Here is a 16,724-nt window from a genome sequence, read left to right on the forward strand (position 1 = left end):
TCGGAGCGGATATGCAGGCAATATGTTCCCGTCAGCAGAGACGTTCATCGCGCGTTCGCCGGTAAGGCGTCGTCGCTGTCCGCAGCGAACTCCGCACCGTGTCGTCCAACACAGCGCACACGTGGCAAGAAGCGACATTGTCTGATTCCGGCCGACGCGTCTCCTCACTGCTGCGGCAACGCGTAGGCAATCACATAGTCGCCGAGCTTCGTGCCGAACGAGCCATGCCCGCCCGCCGCGATCACCACGTATTGACGACCGTTGATCGAATAGCTCATCGGCGTAGCCTGACCGCCTGCGGGAAGGCGGGCCTCCCAGAGCGGCTTGCCGTTGTTCACGTCGAACGCGCGGAGGTAGTTGTCCGCCGTCGCGCCAATGAACACGACACCGCCCGCAGTGACGATCGGACCGCCCAGCATCGGCATGCCCATTTTGAACGGCAGCGGAATCGGCGAGCTGTCTCGCACAGTGCCGATGCGCTTTTTCCACACGATCTCATTGGTCTTGAGATCGATCGCGGAGATGTAGCCCCATGCCGGCTGCTTGCATGGCAAGCCGAACGGCGAGAGGAATGCGTTGATCACCACGCCGTACGGCAACCCGTATTGCGGCTGGATGCCTGACTCCGTGCCGCTGCCCTTGGCGCCCGGCACCGGCTCCAGCGGATTGCCGGGGCCGCGCGGAATTAGACGCGAGACGAACGGCAGCGCGATCGGGTTCGCGACGGCGATCTGGCGGTCGGTATCGACGGCAATGCCGCCCCACTCGAACATGCCCAGGTTGCCCGGAAACACCAGCGTGCCCTGCAGCGAAGGCGGCGTGAACGTGCCTTCATAGCGCAGCTTGTGGAAAATCACCCGGCACACGAGCTGGTCGTACATCGTGGCGCCCCACATGTCGGCGTCGGTCAGGTTTTTCGACGGGCGGTACGTGAGTTGCGAGAACGGCTGCGTCGGCGCAACGTGGTCGCCGGGGGCGGCGCCTTGCGGCACCGGCGTTTCGGGCGCCGGCACGACTGGCACACCGGTGCGTCGGTCGAGCACGAACAGGTTGCCGGTCTTGGCTGGCGCGTACACGATCGGCACGTTCTGACCATCCTTGCCGGTGATGTCGGCGAGCGTCGGCTGCGATGGCTGGTCCATGTCCCACAGATCGTGGTGCGCGGTCTGGTAGAACCAGGCGAGCTTGCCGGTCGAGGCGTGAAGTGCCAGCAGGCCGCTGGCGTAGCGCTCCTGCTCCGGCGTGCGCTCGCCGCCCCAGATATCCGGTGTCGTCACGCCCATCGGCAGATAGACGATGTCGAGCTTCGCGTCGTAGGCGGCGGGTGCCCACGAGTTGGGCGAATTCCACGTGTAATGCTCACCCGGCCCCGGAATCTGATTCGGGTCTTTCGCGCCCGGATCGAACGCCCAGAGCAATTCGCCCGTGCGCACGTCGAAACCGCGGATGACGCCCGACGGCTCGCGGTTCGAGAAGTTGTCCTCGACCGCGCCCGCCACGATGATCACCTTGCTGGTGATGATCGACGGCGAGGTGGGCTCGTACATGCCCGGCGTCACGACCGGCTGCGCGTGTTGAAGGTCGAGGTCGCCGTGATTGCCGAAACCCTCGCAACGCTGGCCGGTCAGCGCGTCGAGCGCGTAGAGGTGGCCGTCGTTGACTGGCAGGTAGATGCGGCGCGTACAGGCGGCCATGGCGGCGGGGGCCGAGGCGGCTATGGTAGCGGCGGCGTCGCTTGCTGGCGCGGCTGCGGCGGTATCGCTTGCCGGCGCGGCTGCGGGTACGGCAGCGGTGGTGTCGCTCGCCGGCGCTGTTGCCGGTACGGCTGCGGTGGTATCGCTCGCCGGCGCCGCTGCGACTGCGACTGCGGCGGCATCACTCGCCGGCGCCGCTGCGGCTGCAACTGCGGCGGCATCGCTCGCCGGCGCCGCCGCGGGCGCGGCCGCCGCGGCGCTGGCCGACAGATCGACATACGACACGCCGCGGCAAGTCACATGCTGGAACGACGGGTCGGGCTGCAGTTTCGGATCGAACTTCCACTTGAGCGTGCCCGTCTTCGCGTCGAGCGCGAACAGGATCTGATGCGGCGAGCATAGGTAAAGCAGATCGCCAATCTTGATCGGCGTGACTTCGTTGGTAATCTCGACGGGATCGTTGGGCCCCTTCATATCACCGGTGCGGAAAGTCCAGGCCACCTGGAGATCCTTCGCGTTCTCAGGCGTGATCTGCTGCAATGGCGAATAGCGCGTGCCTTCCTGGGTGCGTCCATAGGCGGGCCAGTCAGCGGCGTCGATGCCGGTGCCGCTCGCGGGCGTGGAAGCGCTCAGTGTGCCGTTGACTTGCTGCGGATCGTTGAAGTTCGCGTACACCAGCACGCCCGCCCATGCCACGAGCGCGACGACGAGCGACGCGACACCCAGCTTACGCTCGCCCTCCAGCCGCCAGCTCATGAGCAGCAGCAACCACACGCCGAAGATGACGAGCACACCGGAGCGCGGCGCGAGCGCCCAGAAGTCGGGACCCGACTCCAGCAGAGCCCAGATCGCCGTGCCGATGAGCACAAGCGCATAGAGCACGAGCGCGGCGGGACTGCGCCGCCAAAGCAGCCAGGCCACGCCCAACAGCACGACGCCTGTGACGATGTAGTACGCCGAGCCGCCGACCGCGAGCAGCCATGCGCCACCAATCACCAGATAGAGCGCGGTCAGGACCGTAAACAGCAATGTGATGACGCCGATCACGCCCCGCGAATTCGACTGACTGGTCATGATGATCTCAACCCTCTCGAGTGGCGCCGCCTGCTGATGGTATCGGCGTCGAATTCACATGCCGGAGCACGGCACAAAGCATCAGAACGTGTTCATCATCCCGACGTACACGCCGGTTTGCGATTCGCCGGCCACTGGGCTCGTAGCCGACGACGGATCGCGTGGCGTCGCGAACACTGGGAACGTACCGTTCCGGCTGTTGTTCACATAGGCGACAGTCCCGTAGAGGAATGTGTGCGCGTCTAGGTTATAGGTGGTTCCGAGTGCATATGGCAAGGCATGACTGCCGGCATCGTACGAAGCATGTACGGCGCCTTCGCTGACATGGATATAAAAGGCCGCCGCCGTCACCGCCCAGCGCGGCGTGTCCTGAATGTCAAAGCCATGGAAGACCGGCCTGGGTACTCGAGGTTGTTGCTCGTCTGCTGCCAGTTGCGTCCGCGCATGAGCGAAGCCGACGGCACGGCCAAACAGCGTCACGCTCGATTGTGCGGAAGCAGCCATGCCAGCCGCGCGCGGCACGATACCGCACCGTGGTTATCTCATGTGAGGTTCCAGGCGGATTCTCCTTTCGTTCTCCTTGCCGTCCGGGCCGCCGCGGTGCCGACGGATAGCGTACCCAGGGAGAAGACAAAGTCGGCCCACCAACTCGATTGCTTGCTATAACGCTGGTTGTGATTCGCACGAATCGTCGAGCACTAACATGACGTTGCGGAACATGGGAATGCGCCGTGGCTGGAGCTATGCATAGTAGAAGGCGCAGAAGCGACTTGGTATGACATATTCGTTGTAGTGGGTTACCCTGCCCGGCCTGCGGGATTGAACGCCGTGGCCAGAACGAGCGCTTCATGGTCTCGCGCAGATGTTCGGCATTCACCGTAATACCCTTCACACACCTGTCCGCGAGCGTCATGCACGCCGCGGTGAGATGTGTGAAGCTACGCACCAGCGCGCAGGCAATGATGGGTTCGAAGGCATTGAGTTGAAGCTTCTAACGGCATGACCTCCAAACCATGCCGTCGTCAAAGGCCGCGGCCTTATCGCGCTTTGCTCGTCCCACTCCAGCTAAAACCAAAGCTCGACTGCATCGCAGGCGCCCACTTCGCGCACGCACGAAAACCCAGCAGCGCGCCGCCCACGGCAAACAGAACAGGAATCAGAAAATCCTGGCTCACGCGGGTGAATTCGAACATGAGCACCACGGCGGTAACCGGCATCTGCATCGAGGCAGCGAGAAACGCCGTTGCGCCGACCACCGCGAATGCGCCCAACGACGCCCCCGGCCACACGAGGCTCCACAATCCGCCGAGCACGATCGCCAGCAACGCGCCATTCGCGAGCCCCGGCGTGAGCAGGCCGCCCTCGGCGCCCGCGCGCAAACTGCTCGCGGTGATCACCACTTTCAGTACCAGCAGCATCGCGGCGAGGCTGATGGTCAAGTCACCATCGAATGCCAGTCCCGCAGGGCCCTTGCCATTGCCGAGCAACTGCGGGAAATGCATCGCGAGGACGCCGATCATAGCGAAGTTCAACAGCGACAACACAGGCAGGCGCCAGTTCTTCGGCGCGGCCTCACGTGAGCGTTTCATCAGCTCCGCGAAGCTCCACGCGGCCGCGCCGAAAATCGGACCGCACACCACGGACCAGACCACGAGCGAGGAGCCCAGCGTGATCGACGGCACGAGGTATTGATGCTCGTTGCCCAACCCCACCTGAGCGACCAGCGCGGCCACCGACGAGGTCACGACGGCCGGCACCAGAGCGGGCCAGCCGAAGGTGCCCAACAGGACTTCGAGCACGAATACCGCGCCGCCAAGCGGCACGTTATAGACCGCGGCCAAACCGGCGCCCGCGCCGCACGCCACCATGATCCGGCTCTGCGCGACCGACAGACCCGCGCGACGCGACAGCCAGCCGGCAAGCGCCGAGCCGATCTCGCGCGGCGCGACTTCACGGCCGAGCGGCGAACCGAGCGCCACGGTGACGATCTGCAGCACTGCGTGGATGGTCGTGCTCGCTAAAGGCATCTGCGGATCGTCAGACTTGACGGCCTGGCGGATGCTCACGAGCGGCCGGCCGAACCGATAGAGCGCCCACCAGCCGAGTCCCGCCACCAGGCCGCAAATCGTCAGCACAAGCAGGCGGCGTTCGGGCGCGGCGCCATTCACGCCTTGCAGAAAACTCTCGGCGCTGATCACGTGCGTCACGCTGTAGCCGTACGCAAGGTGCTGGATGCCGTGCAGCAGCAGCGCGAGCAGCATGCCGCCAAGGCCGGCGCCGAGGCCGGTCAGCAGCGTGACCGCGGCCACCATGGCAAACGGACTGCGCTCGCAGCGTACTGGCTCGGAGGTGGTTGATTTGACTGACATGGTGCGTCGAGAAAGTGCGAAAAGAGTAAAAGCGGCCATTTTATTGCGCAATGCAGCATGAATCAAATTGATTTTTCGGTTTGACTGATGCAAATACTGCATATGTTCAAACAAAGGACTTCACGGTGCCTGCGAAACTGGCGTTTTCGGCCCGGCGCCATGTCTGCCGGCCGTACCGCCGCCAACCTGACCGGCGAGTATCTCCTCTACCGATTGGCGAATTACCTGAAGTCAAATCGACCGGATTAACGCGAAATCGCGTCCGAAAACAGGTTACAAATAACAAACCGAATTGCACACAGCGCCAATACAATAATTACATTTACCCAACATAAAGCACACCACGGCCATTCAGCATGAAATGTGCTCCAGGGATTAATACCGATAAACGCGCGTTCATTCATGCAAGCGTTTAACAGTCGGCGTACACTCGCTCGGAGCCCATGCCACGGGGCGTGCGGGGCTGCGGAGCCACCCGTCGTTGAACACGGGTGATTGGAGAATCAGGAGAACAATCAATGAGTTGGACACGGGAACAAAGAAACGTCACGATCGCCGCCTATCTGGGCTGGACACTCGACGCATTCGATTTCTTTCTAATGGTGTTCGTATTGAAAGATATCGCGGCGGAGTTCAATACAAAAATCCCTGAAGTCGCCTTCGGCATTATGCTGACCTTGATGATGCGTCCGGTCGGCGCATTGATTTTCGGCTGGCTCGCCGACAAGTACGGCCGCCGTCCCACGCTGATGGTGAACATCGCGTGCTTCTCGCTGCTGGAACTGCTGTCCGGGTTTTCGCCGAACCTGGCCACCCTGCTCGTGCTGCGCGCGTTGTTCGGCATCGCGATGGGCGGCGAATGGGGCGTCGGCGGCGCACTGACCATGGAAACCGTGCCGCCGAAGTCGCGCGGCATCGTCTCGGGTCTGCTGCAAGCAGGCTATCCGAGCGGCTATCTGCTCGCCTCGGTCGTGTTCGGCGTGTTCTATCAGTACATCGGCTGGCGCGGCATGTTCTTCGTCGGCGTGCTGCCGGCGTTGCTCGTGCTGTACGTGCGGGCGCACGTGCCGGAATCGCCCGCCTTCAAGACGCTCGAAAAGAAAGCGCGTCCGGGTCTCGTCGCCACGCTCAGGCAGAACGTCAAGCTGTCGCTGTACGCGATCATTCTGATGACCGCGTTCAACTTCTTCTCGCACGGTTCGCAGGATCTGTATCCGACCTTCCTGCGCGTGCAGCATCAGTTCGATGCGCATACGGTGTCATGGATCACGATCGTGCTGAACATCGGCGCAATTTGCGGCGGACTATTTTTCGGTTCGTTGTCCGAGAAGATCGGCCGCAAGCGTGCGATCTTCATCGCGGCATTGATCGCGTTGCCGGTGCTGCCGTTGTGGGCCTTCTCGACCACGCCGATGCTGCTCGCGGTCGGCGCCTTCCTGATGCAGATCTCCGTGCAGGGTGCATGGGGTGTGATTCCGGTGCACCTGAACGAAATCTCGCCCGATGAAATCCGCGCGACGTTCCCCGGCCTCGTGTATCAGCTCGGCAATCTGATCGCGTCGGTCAACGGCCCGTTGCAGGCGAGTGCTGCCGAAGCGCACGGCAACAACTACGCGCTCATCATGGCGGTCGTGATCGGCATCGTGGTGGTGGTGATTGCCGCACTGATTCCGTTCAGCCGCGAGCGCCGCGGCATCGACATGACGCAGTCGGCTAAACAGGTTGCGGCACAGCTTTAAGCGTTCGAACCCAACAGCTGTTTTGCCGGCGCGTCATCGGGCTCGATAGACGAGCAAGGCGGTTCGAACCGCCGCGACGCAAAGCACGCGTCAGCCAACAAACGCAAGGCCAAACAAGGCAGCAGGCAATACGAGGCCGTTCCGATTTCCATCGGAACGGCTTTTTTATTGCCACGCGGTTTGACGCGCCGCGTGCACGGAAAAGCGGACCTTCGTCAGGTCTTCTAGAGGAGTTAGTCGACACAGACCCTTGATCGCACGGACCATTCCTTCTTATCCTGAAAAGAACGGCCGTTTCAAATAAACACTTGAATCGCTTGTTTGCGGGCCGGGCGCCCGGCAACTGGGAGACGCAACATGGCAGTTCGCACAACGGGCCGACATGCCGGCGATACGAAATCCCGCATCCTCGACGCCTCCGAAACACTATTCATCGAATGCGGCTATGAAGCCATGTCTTTGCGCCAGATTACTTCGCGCGCCGAAGTAAATCTCGCGGCAGTGAACTATCACTTCGGCAACAAGGAATCGCTGATTCACTCGATGCTGTCACGCCGCCTCGACCACCTCAATCAGGAACGGCTCAAGCTGCTCGACCGCTTCGACGCCATGCTCGGCGAACGCCTGACCTGCGAGCACGTGCTCGGCGCGATGTTCATTCCGGCGCTGCGCCTGTCGCGCGATCCGCGCGTGGGCGGCAAGGCGTTTCTGCGTTTGCTGGGCCGCGCTTATACCGATCCGTCGTCGTTCATTCGCGACTTTCTCAACGGGCACTACGCGTCAGTAGCGGTGCGCTTTTTCGATGCGTTCCAGCGCGCGTTGCCGCATCTGCCGCGCGAGGAACTCGGCTGGCGCCTGCACTTCGCGATCGGCGCGCTGTCTGGCGTGCTGGCCGGCACCGACACGGACAGCCTGATTTCCGAGTTCTCGCAGGGCAAGTCGATGAACGACCTGCAACTCATCGCACGCCTCGCCTCGCTGATGGTGGCCGCGCTCAAGGCACCGCTGCCTGACGGCTCGCAACTGGCCGCGTTTGCCGCCGTTCTGGGCGATGCCACCGACGGCGGCTCGCACTGCGTCGGCGACGGCAGCGCGGAATGCGCGAGCGCGGCACACATTGAAGGCGGAGCGGAATCGTTATCGCCGGCCGTATCGGAAAGCGAACATCGTGACGGCAACATGGAAGCAGCTCCGCGTCAGCACGCATGTGACGGTGCGGCTTGACGATCGGGCGCCGCGGGAAGCGCGCTGTCAGAAGCCGCGGCTGCGCACGCGGCGCTCGCGCGAGCGGGCAAAAAATCAGTAGAACGCGAACCGTCCGTGCTGCGTGGATGCGTTCGTTCGCACCATCGAAACAGGAGGAAACGTCATGCCGTGGTTCATCCTGATGCTCGTCATTGCCGCTTTCGCGCTCGTCTACATTCAGGCGCGCGCGACATGGTGGCTTGCCTTCATGATCGTCTGGGTGGCGGCCGCGCATGTCAGCGGAGCCGCGGGTCCGGTGGCCACGACGCTGCTCGCCATCGTCCTCGTCCTCCCCGCTCTCGTGCTCGCGCTCAAACCGCTGCGCCGCACGTGGCTCGCGAAGCCGGTGCTCGACATCTTCCGCAAGATCCTGCCGCAGATGTCGCCGACCGAGCGCGATGCGATCGAAGCCGGCACGGTCTGGTGGGATGCCGAACTGTTCTCGGGACGCCCGCATTGGGACAAGCTGCTCAGCTACGGCCCCGCCACGCTGAGCGCGGAAGAACAGTCGTTCCTCGACGTCGAATGCGAGCAGTTGTGCGATCTCGCAAACGACTGGGAAACCACCATGGTCTGGCAGGACCTGTCGCCGCAAACCTGGCAGTACATCAAGGAGCGTGGCTTTCTCGGCATGATCATTCCGAAGCAGTACGGCGGCAAGCAGTTCTCCGCCTACGCGCATTCGCAGGTCATCATGAAGCTCGCCACGCGCTGCTCGGCCGCCGCCGTTTCGGTGATGGTGCCGAACTCGCTCGGTCCCGCCGAACTGCTGTTGCACTACGGCACCGACGAGCAGAAAAACCACTACCTGCCGCGCCTCGCGCGCGGCGAGGAAATCCCCTGCTTCGCGCTGACGAGCCCCTATGCCGGTTCCGACGCGGCGGCGATTCCTGACGTCGGCATCGTATGCAAAGGGACGTTCGACGGCCGTGAGACGCTGGGTTTTCGCGTCACGTGGGACAAACGCTATATCACGCTCGGCCCGATCGCGACCGTGCTCGGCCTCGCCTTTCGCGCGCTCGATCCCGACCATCTGCTCGGCACCGACGTCGAACCCGGCATCACCTGCGCGCTGATTCCGACCGATCATCCGGGCGTGAACATCGGTCGCCGTCATTGGCCGCTCAACGCCGTGTTCCAGAACGGTCCGAACTCGGGCAAGGACGTCTTCATTCCGCTCGACTGGGTGATCGGTGGACGCGCGCAGGTCGGCAACGGCTGGCGCATGCTGATGGAATGTCTCGCGGCGGGCCGGGCGATTTCGCTGCCGTCGTCGAACGTGGGGATGGCGAAGATCGCCGTGCGCGGCACCGGTGCCTATGCCGCGATTCGCCGCCAGTTCCGCACCGCCGTCGGCAAGTTCGAAGGCGTGCAGGAAGCGCTCGGCCGCATGGGCGGCAACCTGTACGTCATGGACGCGGCGCGGCGCCTGTCGGCGCACGCGGTGGATTTCGGCGAAAAGCCTTCGGTGATTTCGGCGATCGCAAAGTATCACATCACCGAGCGCGCCCGCATGGTCATCAACGACGGCATGGATATCACCGCCGGCAAGGGTATCTGCATGGGGCCGTCGAACTTCCTCGCACGCGCCTATCAGCAGGTGCCGATCTCGATCACCGTGGAAGGCGCCAACATTCTCACGCGTTGCCTGATCATCTTCGGCCAGGGCGCGATCCGGTGTCATCCGTATGTGCTGAAGGAAATGGCCGCCACGCGCGAAACGGACCACTCCCGCGCGCTGCGCGATTTCGACGAGGCGTTCTTCGGCCACGTCGGCTTCACGCTCTCCAACGTGGTGCGCAGTTTCGTGTATGGCGTGACGGGCGGCGCCTTCATCGCCAAACCGCGCACGGCCCATGCGCCGCTGCATGCGTACTACCGCGCGGCCACTCGCCTGTCCACCGCGTTCGCGCTGCTCGCCGATGTCTCGATGTTCGTGCTCGGCGCCGATCTGAAACGCCGCGAGCGCATCTCCGCGCGGCTCGGCGACGTGCTCTCACAGCTCTACCTGATCTCGGCCACGCTCAAGCGTTTCGAGGACGAAGGCCGTCAGGAAGAAGACCTGCCGCTGGTGCGCTGGGGTGTCGAGGATTCGCTGTACAAGGCGCAACACGCGCTCGACGGCGTGCTCGCCAACTATCCGAACCGCCTCGCCGCGGGCCTCGTGCGCGTGCTCGCGTTTCCGTTCGGCCTGCCCTATCGGGAGCCGTCCGACCAGCTCGGCAGTGACATCGCCGAACTGATGCAAACGCCAGGCGCCGCGCGCAATCGTCTGGTGTCCGATTCATACGTGCCGCATCCGGACATCGACGCGCTCGGCTATGGCGAGCTGGTGTTCGAACTGAACCCGCGCTTCACGCAGATCGACCAGAAGCTGCGCGACGCGGTCAAGCAAGGCCTGCTCGAACCGATGCCGCAGAGCCTGCCGCAACTGGCCGCCTGGACTGACGCGGCGCAGAAAAAAGGCCTGCTCGACGCCGACGACCGCCGCGTGCTCGACGACTACGCGCGTTACGGCGCGCAAGTCGTGAAGGTGGACGACTTCCCCGCCGACTTCGACATGCTCGCCAATTTGCAAAAGCGCACGGAGACGCTCGAAAAGGCGCTGGAGTTCGCGGCCTGAGTTCGGCACCGGTTTAAAAAAACATCCGGGGAAGGCGCGCCGCGGGCGCCGAACTCGGTGCACACTGACACACGTTCGACGTCCCTCTCTCTTCGAGCAGGACTTCCTTCCGGCGTGGCCAGCGGAGCGACTAATAATATGAACGACTCTTACCTGAACTTCGTCAATTCGCCGTTCGGCGCGCGCCTTGCGCGCTCGCTCGGTCTGCCCAAGCCCGAGGTACTGCGCCGCTATCGCGCGGACCAGCCCGAGTTCGGCGGCCTGGTGGCGATCGGCGCGGGCCGCGAACCGCATCTGCTCGAGGCGCTCGCGACACTCGTGGCGAGCATCGGCGTGACGAGCGTCGCGCATCAAAGCGCCGGCTTGTGGGTGCCGCTCGCCAACCGCCACGGTCTCATGACGGGGCGCTTCGAAGCGGCCGAGTCCGGCTCGCAAGGCAAACTCGCGGCGCTGCTGTTCGATGCGAGCGGTATCGAAGACAGTACCCAGCTCGAACCGCTGCACGGTTTCTTTCACGACACGCTGCGCTCGCTCGGCAAGTGCGGGCGCATCGTCGTGCTGGGACGGCCGCCGGAAAATTGCGCGACGCCGCGTCAATGGACCGCGCAGCGCGCGCTCGAAGGCTTCACGCGCTCGCTCGGCAAGGAAGCGCGACGCGGCATCACGGCGAATCTCGTGTATGTGGAGCAAGGTGCGCAGAGCCGCGTGGAAGCGACGCTGCGGTTCTTTCTGTCGCCGCGCTCCGCCTATGTGTCGGGCCAGGTCGTGCGCATCGCCGCCGGCGCGGGCAACGCCGCTAACGATACGACGCCCGCCTTCGACTGGCACCAGCCGCTCGCGGGCCGGCGCGCGGTCGTGACCGGCGCGGCGCGCGGCATCGGCGCCTCGATTGCGAGCGTGCTGGCGGCCGAAGGCGCGCACGTGATCGGTATCGACATCCCAACGGCCCGCGACGCGCTCGACGCGGGCATGCGTCAGCTGAACGGCACCGCGCTCGCCTTCGACATCGCCGCGCCCGAAGCGCCCGCGCAAATCGCCGCCGCGCTCGACGAACAGGGCGTGGATATCGTCGTGCACAACGCCGGCATCACGAAGGACAAAACCATCGCGAAGATGACCGACGCCGCGTGGCAAAGCGTGATCGACATCAACCTGTGCGCGCAGGAGCGGATCGACGACGCCTTGCTCGCCGCCGGCATTCTGCGCGACGGCGGACGGATCATCGGCGTATCGTCGATCAGCGGCATCGCCGGCAATCTCGGCCAGACCAATTACGCCACCTCGAAGGCGGGCGTGATCGGCCGCGTGCAGAGCATGGCGCCGCACCTGCGCGCACGCGGCATCACGATCAACGCGGTCGCGCCCGGCTTCATCGAAACGCAGATGACCGCGAAGATTCCGCTGACTATCCGCGAAGCCGGCCGCCGCATGAATTCGATGAGCCAGGGCGGCCAGCCGGTCGACGTCGCGCAGACCATCGCGTGGCTCGCGCATCCGGGATCGGCCGGCGTGAGCGGCCAGGTCGTGCGCGTGTGCGGACAGAGCCTGATTGGAGCGTGACCATGGGTGAGCCCGGTGATCCGTTCGGCGGCAGTCCTCTATCGAACCCGGCGCGACCGGATGCGGTGCGGCCCAAGACCGTCGTCATCGACACCTTGCCCGCGCCCGCGAAGCTTTATGCGCGCGCGTTATCCGGCATCGCCAAACGCGGGCGCGAGACGCGTTTGCCGCCGCTGCGGCTCGTGCGCCCCGCCGTCGCGCTCGATCCGGGGCCGATCTGGCGTTACGCGCGCGTCTGCGGTTTCATCCCCGAGCACGGCGTGCCGCTCACGTATCCGCATCTGCTCGCCTTTCCTTTGCATCTGTTGATGCTGACCGACCCGGCGTTTCCGTGGCCGGCGCTCGGCCTGGTGCATGTGGCCAACCATGTGCGCCTGCGCCGGCCGCTCGCCTACAAGGAGATGCTGCGCGTCGAAGTGGAATTCGGCGCGCTGCTGCGCCACGACAAAGGCCAGGCGTTCGTGCTGCACACCCGCATGTACCGGCGCGGCGAAGCGGTCTGGGACGGCGACAGCGTCTATCTGAAGCGCGGCGTGCCGCCGAGCGGCAGCGTGCTCGATCCGCTCGAACTCGGACCCGAGGCGCTGCAACGCATCGCGCGCTGGCAACTCGCGTCACAACTGGGCCGCGACTACGCGAGCGTGTCCGGCGACTACAACCCGATCCATCTGACCGCGCTGTCCGCGAAGGCCTTCGGCTTTCCGCGCGCAATCGCGCACGGCATGTGGACGCTCGCGCGCGCCGCCTCTGCGTTGCAGCCGCCCAAGCCGCTCGCGGAAGCCACGCTCAGCGCCGAATTCAAACTGCCGATGCTGCTGCCAGGCGAAGCCTCGCTGTGGAGCGCGTCGCCTTCGCTGATCGAACGCGACATCGAAGTGCGCGACGTCGCCGGGCAGAAACCGCATTTGCGCGGCCGCATGCAATGGAGGTTGCAATGAGGCGGCGCGCGCGCCGTGCGTCGAAACATGCGTCGAGGTGTGGAATTCAGGGTGGATGAAATCGTTGTTGGATCAGGACCGTCGCGAGCCACCGTCACACCATTGCACCATTCGTATCATTCAATAACCAGGGAACGACCCGAAGGAGACGAGCATGTCCAACCCGCTGCCAGCCGTACGCCGAGTCGCCATCGTCGGGGGCAACCGGATTCCGTTTGCCCGCTCGAACACCGCCTACGCGACCGCGTCGAATCAGGACATGCTGACCTTCACGCTGCAAGGCCTGATCGACCGCTACAACCTGCACGGCGAACGTCTGGGCGAAGTCGCGGCCGGCGCCGTCATCAAACATTCACGCGACTTCAATCTGACGCGCGAATCCGTGCTGTCCACCACGCTCGCCAGGGAAACGCCCGCTTACGACGTGCAGCAGGCCTGCGGCACCGGACTCGAAGCCGCGATTCTCGTCGCCAACAAGATCGCCTTGGGGCAGATCGAAGCGGGCATCGCGGGCGGCGTCGATACGACGTCCGATGCGCCGATCGGCGTCAACGAGCGGATGCGCAAGATTCTGCTGGAAGCGAATCGCGGCAAGAGCACCGGGCAACGCGTCGGCGCGCTGACCAAGCTGCGGCCCGGCATGTTTTTCAAACCGCTCCTGCCGCGCAACGTCGAGCCGCGCACGGGCCTGTCGATGGGCGAGCATTGCGAGCTGATGGCCAAGCGCTGGAATATCTCGCGCGAGGCGCAAGACGTGCTCGCCTACGACAGCCACCGCAAGCTCACGGAGGCGTACGCGCGCGGCTTCGTCAACGATCTGATGACGCCGTACCGGGGTCTCGCGCGAGACAACAATTTGCGCTCCGATCTCACGCTCGAAAAACTCGCAAGCCTGAAGCCGGTGTTCGACCGCGACGCCGGCACCCTGACCGCCGGCAATTCGACGCCGCTCACCGACGGCGCCTCCGCCGTGCTGCTCGCGAGCGAAGAATGGGCCGCGCGTCACGGACTGCCGGTGCTCGCGTACCTCAGCTGGTGCGAGACCGCCGCCGTCGATTTCTTCGACAGGAAAGAAGGCTTGCTGATGGCGCCCGCCTACGCCGTGCCGCGCATGCTGGCGCGCGCCGGGCTCACGTTGCAGGACTTCGATCTGTATGAAATCCACGAAGCGTTCGCCGCCCAGGTGTTGTGCACGCTCGCGGCGTGGCAGGATGACGAGTATTGCCGCACGCAACTCGGCTTGCCGGGCCCGCTCGGCGCGATCGATCGGACGAGATTGAACGTGAACGGCAGTTCGCTGGCCACAGGCCATCCGTTCGCCGCGACGGGCGGACGCATCGTCGCCGGCCTCGCGAAAATGCTCACGCAACTCGACAAACCGGCCGGCACCGCGCGCGGGCTGATTTCGATCTGCGCGGCGGGCGGCCAGGGGGTGGTCGCGATTCTGGAACGCTGAGCACCGTGATGCGTTTCAGCGTTCGCTGCGCCGCATGTTTTTGCTTTGCACGCTGCCACACTCGCGTGGATTGCTTTGAAGACTGGCCGCAAGACCAGCATACAAACAGATGAAGCCACAGCTTCAGCAACCATGTTGCATGAGACCGGAGTAACGCGCTAAAGCGCGCACTCCGGTCGACAAGGAGACGACCGTGACCCAGCCTACTCAAACTCCGCTTCCGCTTGCCGGCGAATCCGCGGCGCCGAACGCAGCGAACCCGGCGCCCGCTTCCATGCAGGGTCAGGCGCCGCGCCGCGCGCCCAACACCGACGGCATCTGGTACGCATCCTATCCGGCGGATGTGCCACGTGAGATCGACGTCGCGCAATACGAATCGGTCGTGCAGTTCTTCGACGAATGCATCGCGAAGTTCCGCGAGCGTGTCGCGTATGTGAGCGTGGGCGCGAACCTGACCTACGGTGAACTCGGCCGCAAGGCCACCGCGTTCGCCGCGTATCTGCAAAGCCTCGGCGTGAAGCCGGGCGAACGCGTGGCGATCATGTTGCCGAATACGTTCCAGTATCCGGTGTCGCTGTTCGGCATACTGAAGGCCGGTGGCGTGGTGGTCAACGTGAATCCGCTGTATACGGTGCGCGAACTCGCGCATCAGTTGAAGGACAGCGGCGCGCAAACCATCATCGTGTTCGAGAACTTCGCGAAGACGGTGGAAGACGCGCTGCCCGGCACCAAGGTGCGGAACGTCATCGTGACGGGCCTGGGCGATCTGCTCGCCAAGGGCCCGAATCTGAAGGGACGTCTGCTCAATTTCATGCTGCGGCATGTGAAGAAAATGGTGCCCGCGTACAACCTGCCCAAGGCAGTGCCGCTGCTCGAAGCGCTCTCGAGCGGCTACTCGCGCCCGTTGACGCCCGTGCACCCCACGCACGACGACATCGCGTTCCTGCAGTACACGGGCGGCACGACCGGCGTCGCCAAGGGCGCGATGCTCACGCACAAGAACATCATCGCCAATCTGCTGCAGGCGAAGGCGTGGTCCGAGACTCAACTGACCGGCGACATCGAAACGGTCCTCACGCCGCTGCCGCTTTATCACATCTATTCGCTGACGGTGAACGCGCTCATCTTCATGGGACTCGGCGGGCGCAACATTCTGATCGCCAATCCGCGCGACATGAAGCGCGTGATGATGATCATCCGTCACGAGAAATTCACCGGCATGACCGCCGTGAATACGCTCTACAACGCGTTCCTCGACAACGAGGAGTTCTGCAAGCGCGACTTCTCCGATCTCAAGCTCGCCATGGCGGGCGGCATGGCCACGCAGAAGTCGGTGGCCGAGCGCTTCAAGGCGGTGACCGGCAAATCGATCATCGAAGGCTATGGGCTGACCGAATGCTCGCCGATCGTGTCGATGAATCCGGTCGACCTCTCCAATATGCGCGATTTCGAAGGCTCGATTGGTTTGCCCGCGCCATCCACCCAGGTGCGTTTCAGGAAGGACGACGGCAGTTGGGCAAACATCGGCGAGGCGGGCGAATTGTGCGTGAAGGGACTGCAGGTGATGAAAGGCTACTGGAACCGTCCGGAAGAAACCGCCAAGGTGATCGACGATGAAGGCTGGCTCGCCACCGGCGACATCGGCGTGATGGATTCGCGCGGCTTCATCCGGCTGATCGACCGCAAGAAGGACATGATCCTGGTGTCGGGCTTCAACGTCTATCCGAACGAAGTCGAAGACGTGATCGCGGCGCATCCGGACGTGCGCGAAGTCGCCGCAATCGGCGTGCCCGATGCCGCGCAGGGCGAACGGGTGAAGGTGTTCATCGTCAAGCGCAACCCGTCGTTGACGGCGGAACAGGTGATCGCTCATTGCCGCAAGAACCTGACCGGTTACAAGGTGCCGAAACTCGTCGAGTTCCGCGACGAACTGCCGCAAACCAACGTCGGCAAGATTCTGCGCCGCGCCCTGCGCGACGAGGAACTCGCGAAGCAAAAGCCTGCCTGACAGGGAACGCGCTTCGCG

At 64.1% G+C, this 16,724-nt stretch carries 10 protein-coding genes and 1 pseudogene; 7 read left to right on the forward strand and 4 right to left on the reverse strand.

What is annotated here, in order from left to right:
* Positions 1–164: 164 nt before the first annotated feature.
* From RI103_RS11730 to RI103_RS11745, 4 genes and pseudogenes are all read right to left on the reverse strand, one after another.
* Positions 165–2,768, reverse strand: coding sequence for a glucose/quinate/shikimate family membrane-bound PQQ-dependent dehydrogenase (locus RI103_RS11730; RefSeq protein ID WP_310812186.1), 2,604 nt, complete (start codon positions 2,766–2,768; stop codon positions 165–167).
* 81 nt (positions 2,769–2,849) lie between these two features.
* Positions 2,850–3,272, reverse strand: coding sequence for a hypothetical protein (locus RI103_RS11735; protein WP_310812187.1), 423 nt, complete (start codon positions 3,270–3,272; stop codon positions 2,850–2,852).
* Positions 3,273–3,606: 334 nt separating this feature from the next.
* Positions 3,607–3,759 (reverse strand): annotated as a pseudogene (gene aspA / locus RI103_RS11740) (aspartate ammonia-lyase); the annotation flags it as partial.
* Between the two features lie 46 nt (positions 3,760–3,805).
* Positions 3,806–5,137 carry a chloride channel protein gene (locus RI103_RS11745; RefSeq protein ID WP_310812188.1) on the reverse strand — a complete coding sequence of 444 codons (1,332 nt, stop codon included), beginning with the start codon at positions 5,135–5,137 and terminating at the stop codon, positions 3,806–3,808.
* A 518-nt stretch (positions 5,138–5,655) separates the two neighbouring features.
* Here RI103_RS11745 and RI103_RS11750 point away from each other — a divergent pair.
* The 7 genes from RI103_RS11750 to RI103_RS11780 all read left to right on the forward strand — a co-directional run bounded on the left by RI103_RS11750 (position 5,656) and on the right by RI103_RS11780 (position 16,706).
* Positions 5,656–6,876 carry an MFS transporter gene (locus RI103_RS11750; protein ID WP_310812189.1) on the forward strand — a complete coding sequence of 407 codons (1,221 nt, stop codon included), beginning with the start codon at positions 5,656–5,658 and terminating at the stop codon, positions 6,874–6,876.
* Positions 6,877–7,233: 357 nt separating this feature from the next.
* Complete coding sequence (locus RI103_RS11755; protein ID WP_310812190.1) at positions 7,234–8,100, forward strand: TetR/AcrR family transcriptional regulator; 867 nt, start codon at positions 7,234–7,236, stop codon at positions 8,098–8,100.
* Between the two features lie 145 nt (positions 8,101–8,245).
* Positions 8,246–10,744: an acyl-CoA dehydrogenase gene (locus RI103_RS11760; RefSeq protein ID WP_310812191.1), complete on the forward strand. Its 2,499-nt coding sequence runs from the start codon at positions 8,246–8,248 to the stop codon at positions 10,742–10,744.
* A 138-nt stretch (positions 10,745–10,882) separates the two neighbouring features.
* On the forward strand, positions 10,883–12,304 hold the full coding sequence (locus tag RI103_RS11765; protein WP_310812192.1) for a 3-oxoacyl-ACP reductase: 1,422 nt from the start codon (positions 10,883–10,885) through the stop codon (positions 12,302–12,304).
* A 2-nt stretch (positions 12,305–12,306) separates the two neighbouring features.
* A complete protein-coding gene (locus RI103_RS11770; RefSeq protein WP_310812193.1) occupies positions 12,307–13,242 on the forward strand; it encodes a MaoC/PaaZ C-terminal domain-containing protein in 936 nt (311 codons plus the stop codon).
* A gap of 154 nt (positions 13,243–13,396) precedes the next feature.
* Entirely contained in the window at positions 13,397–14,698 is a 1,302-nt protein-coding gene (locus RI103_RS11775; protein WP_310812194.1) for an acetyl-CoA C-acetyltransferase, read from the forward strand.
* A 193-nt stretch (positions 14,699–14,891) separates the two neighbouring features.
* The gene (locus tag RI103_RS11780; protein ID WP_310812195.1) at positions 14,892–16,706 is read left to right on the forward strand and encodes an AMP-binding protein; all 1,815 of its coding nucleotides are present in this window, start codon (positions 14,892–14,894) and stop codon (positions 16,704–16,706) included.
* Positions 16,707–16,724: the final 18 nt, after the last annotated feature.

This window comes from Paraburkholderia sp. FT54 (genome assembly GCF_031585635.1).
In the GTDB taxonomy this organism is placed as follows: domain Bacteria; phylum Pseudomonadota; class Gammaproteobacteria; order Burkholderiales; family Burkholderiaceae; genus Paraburkholderia.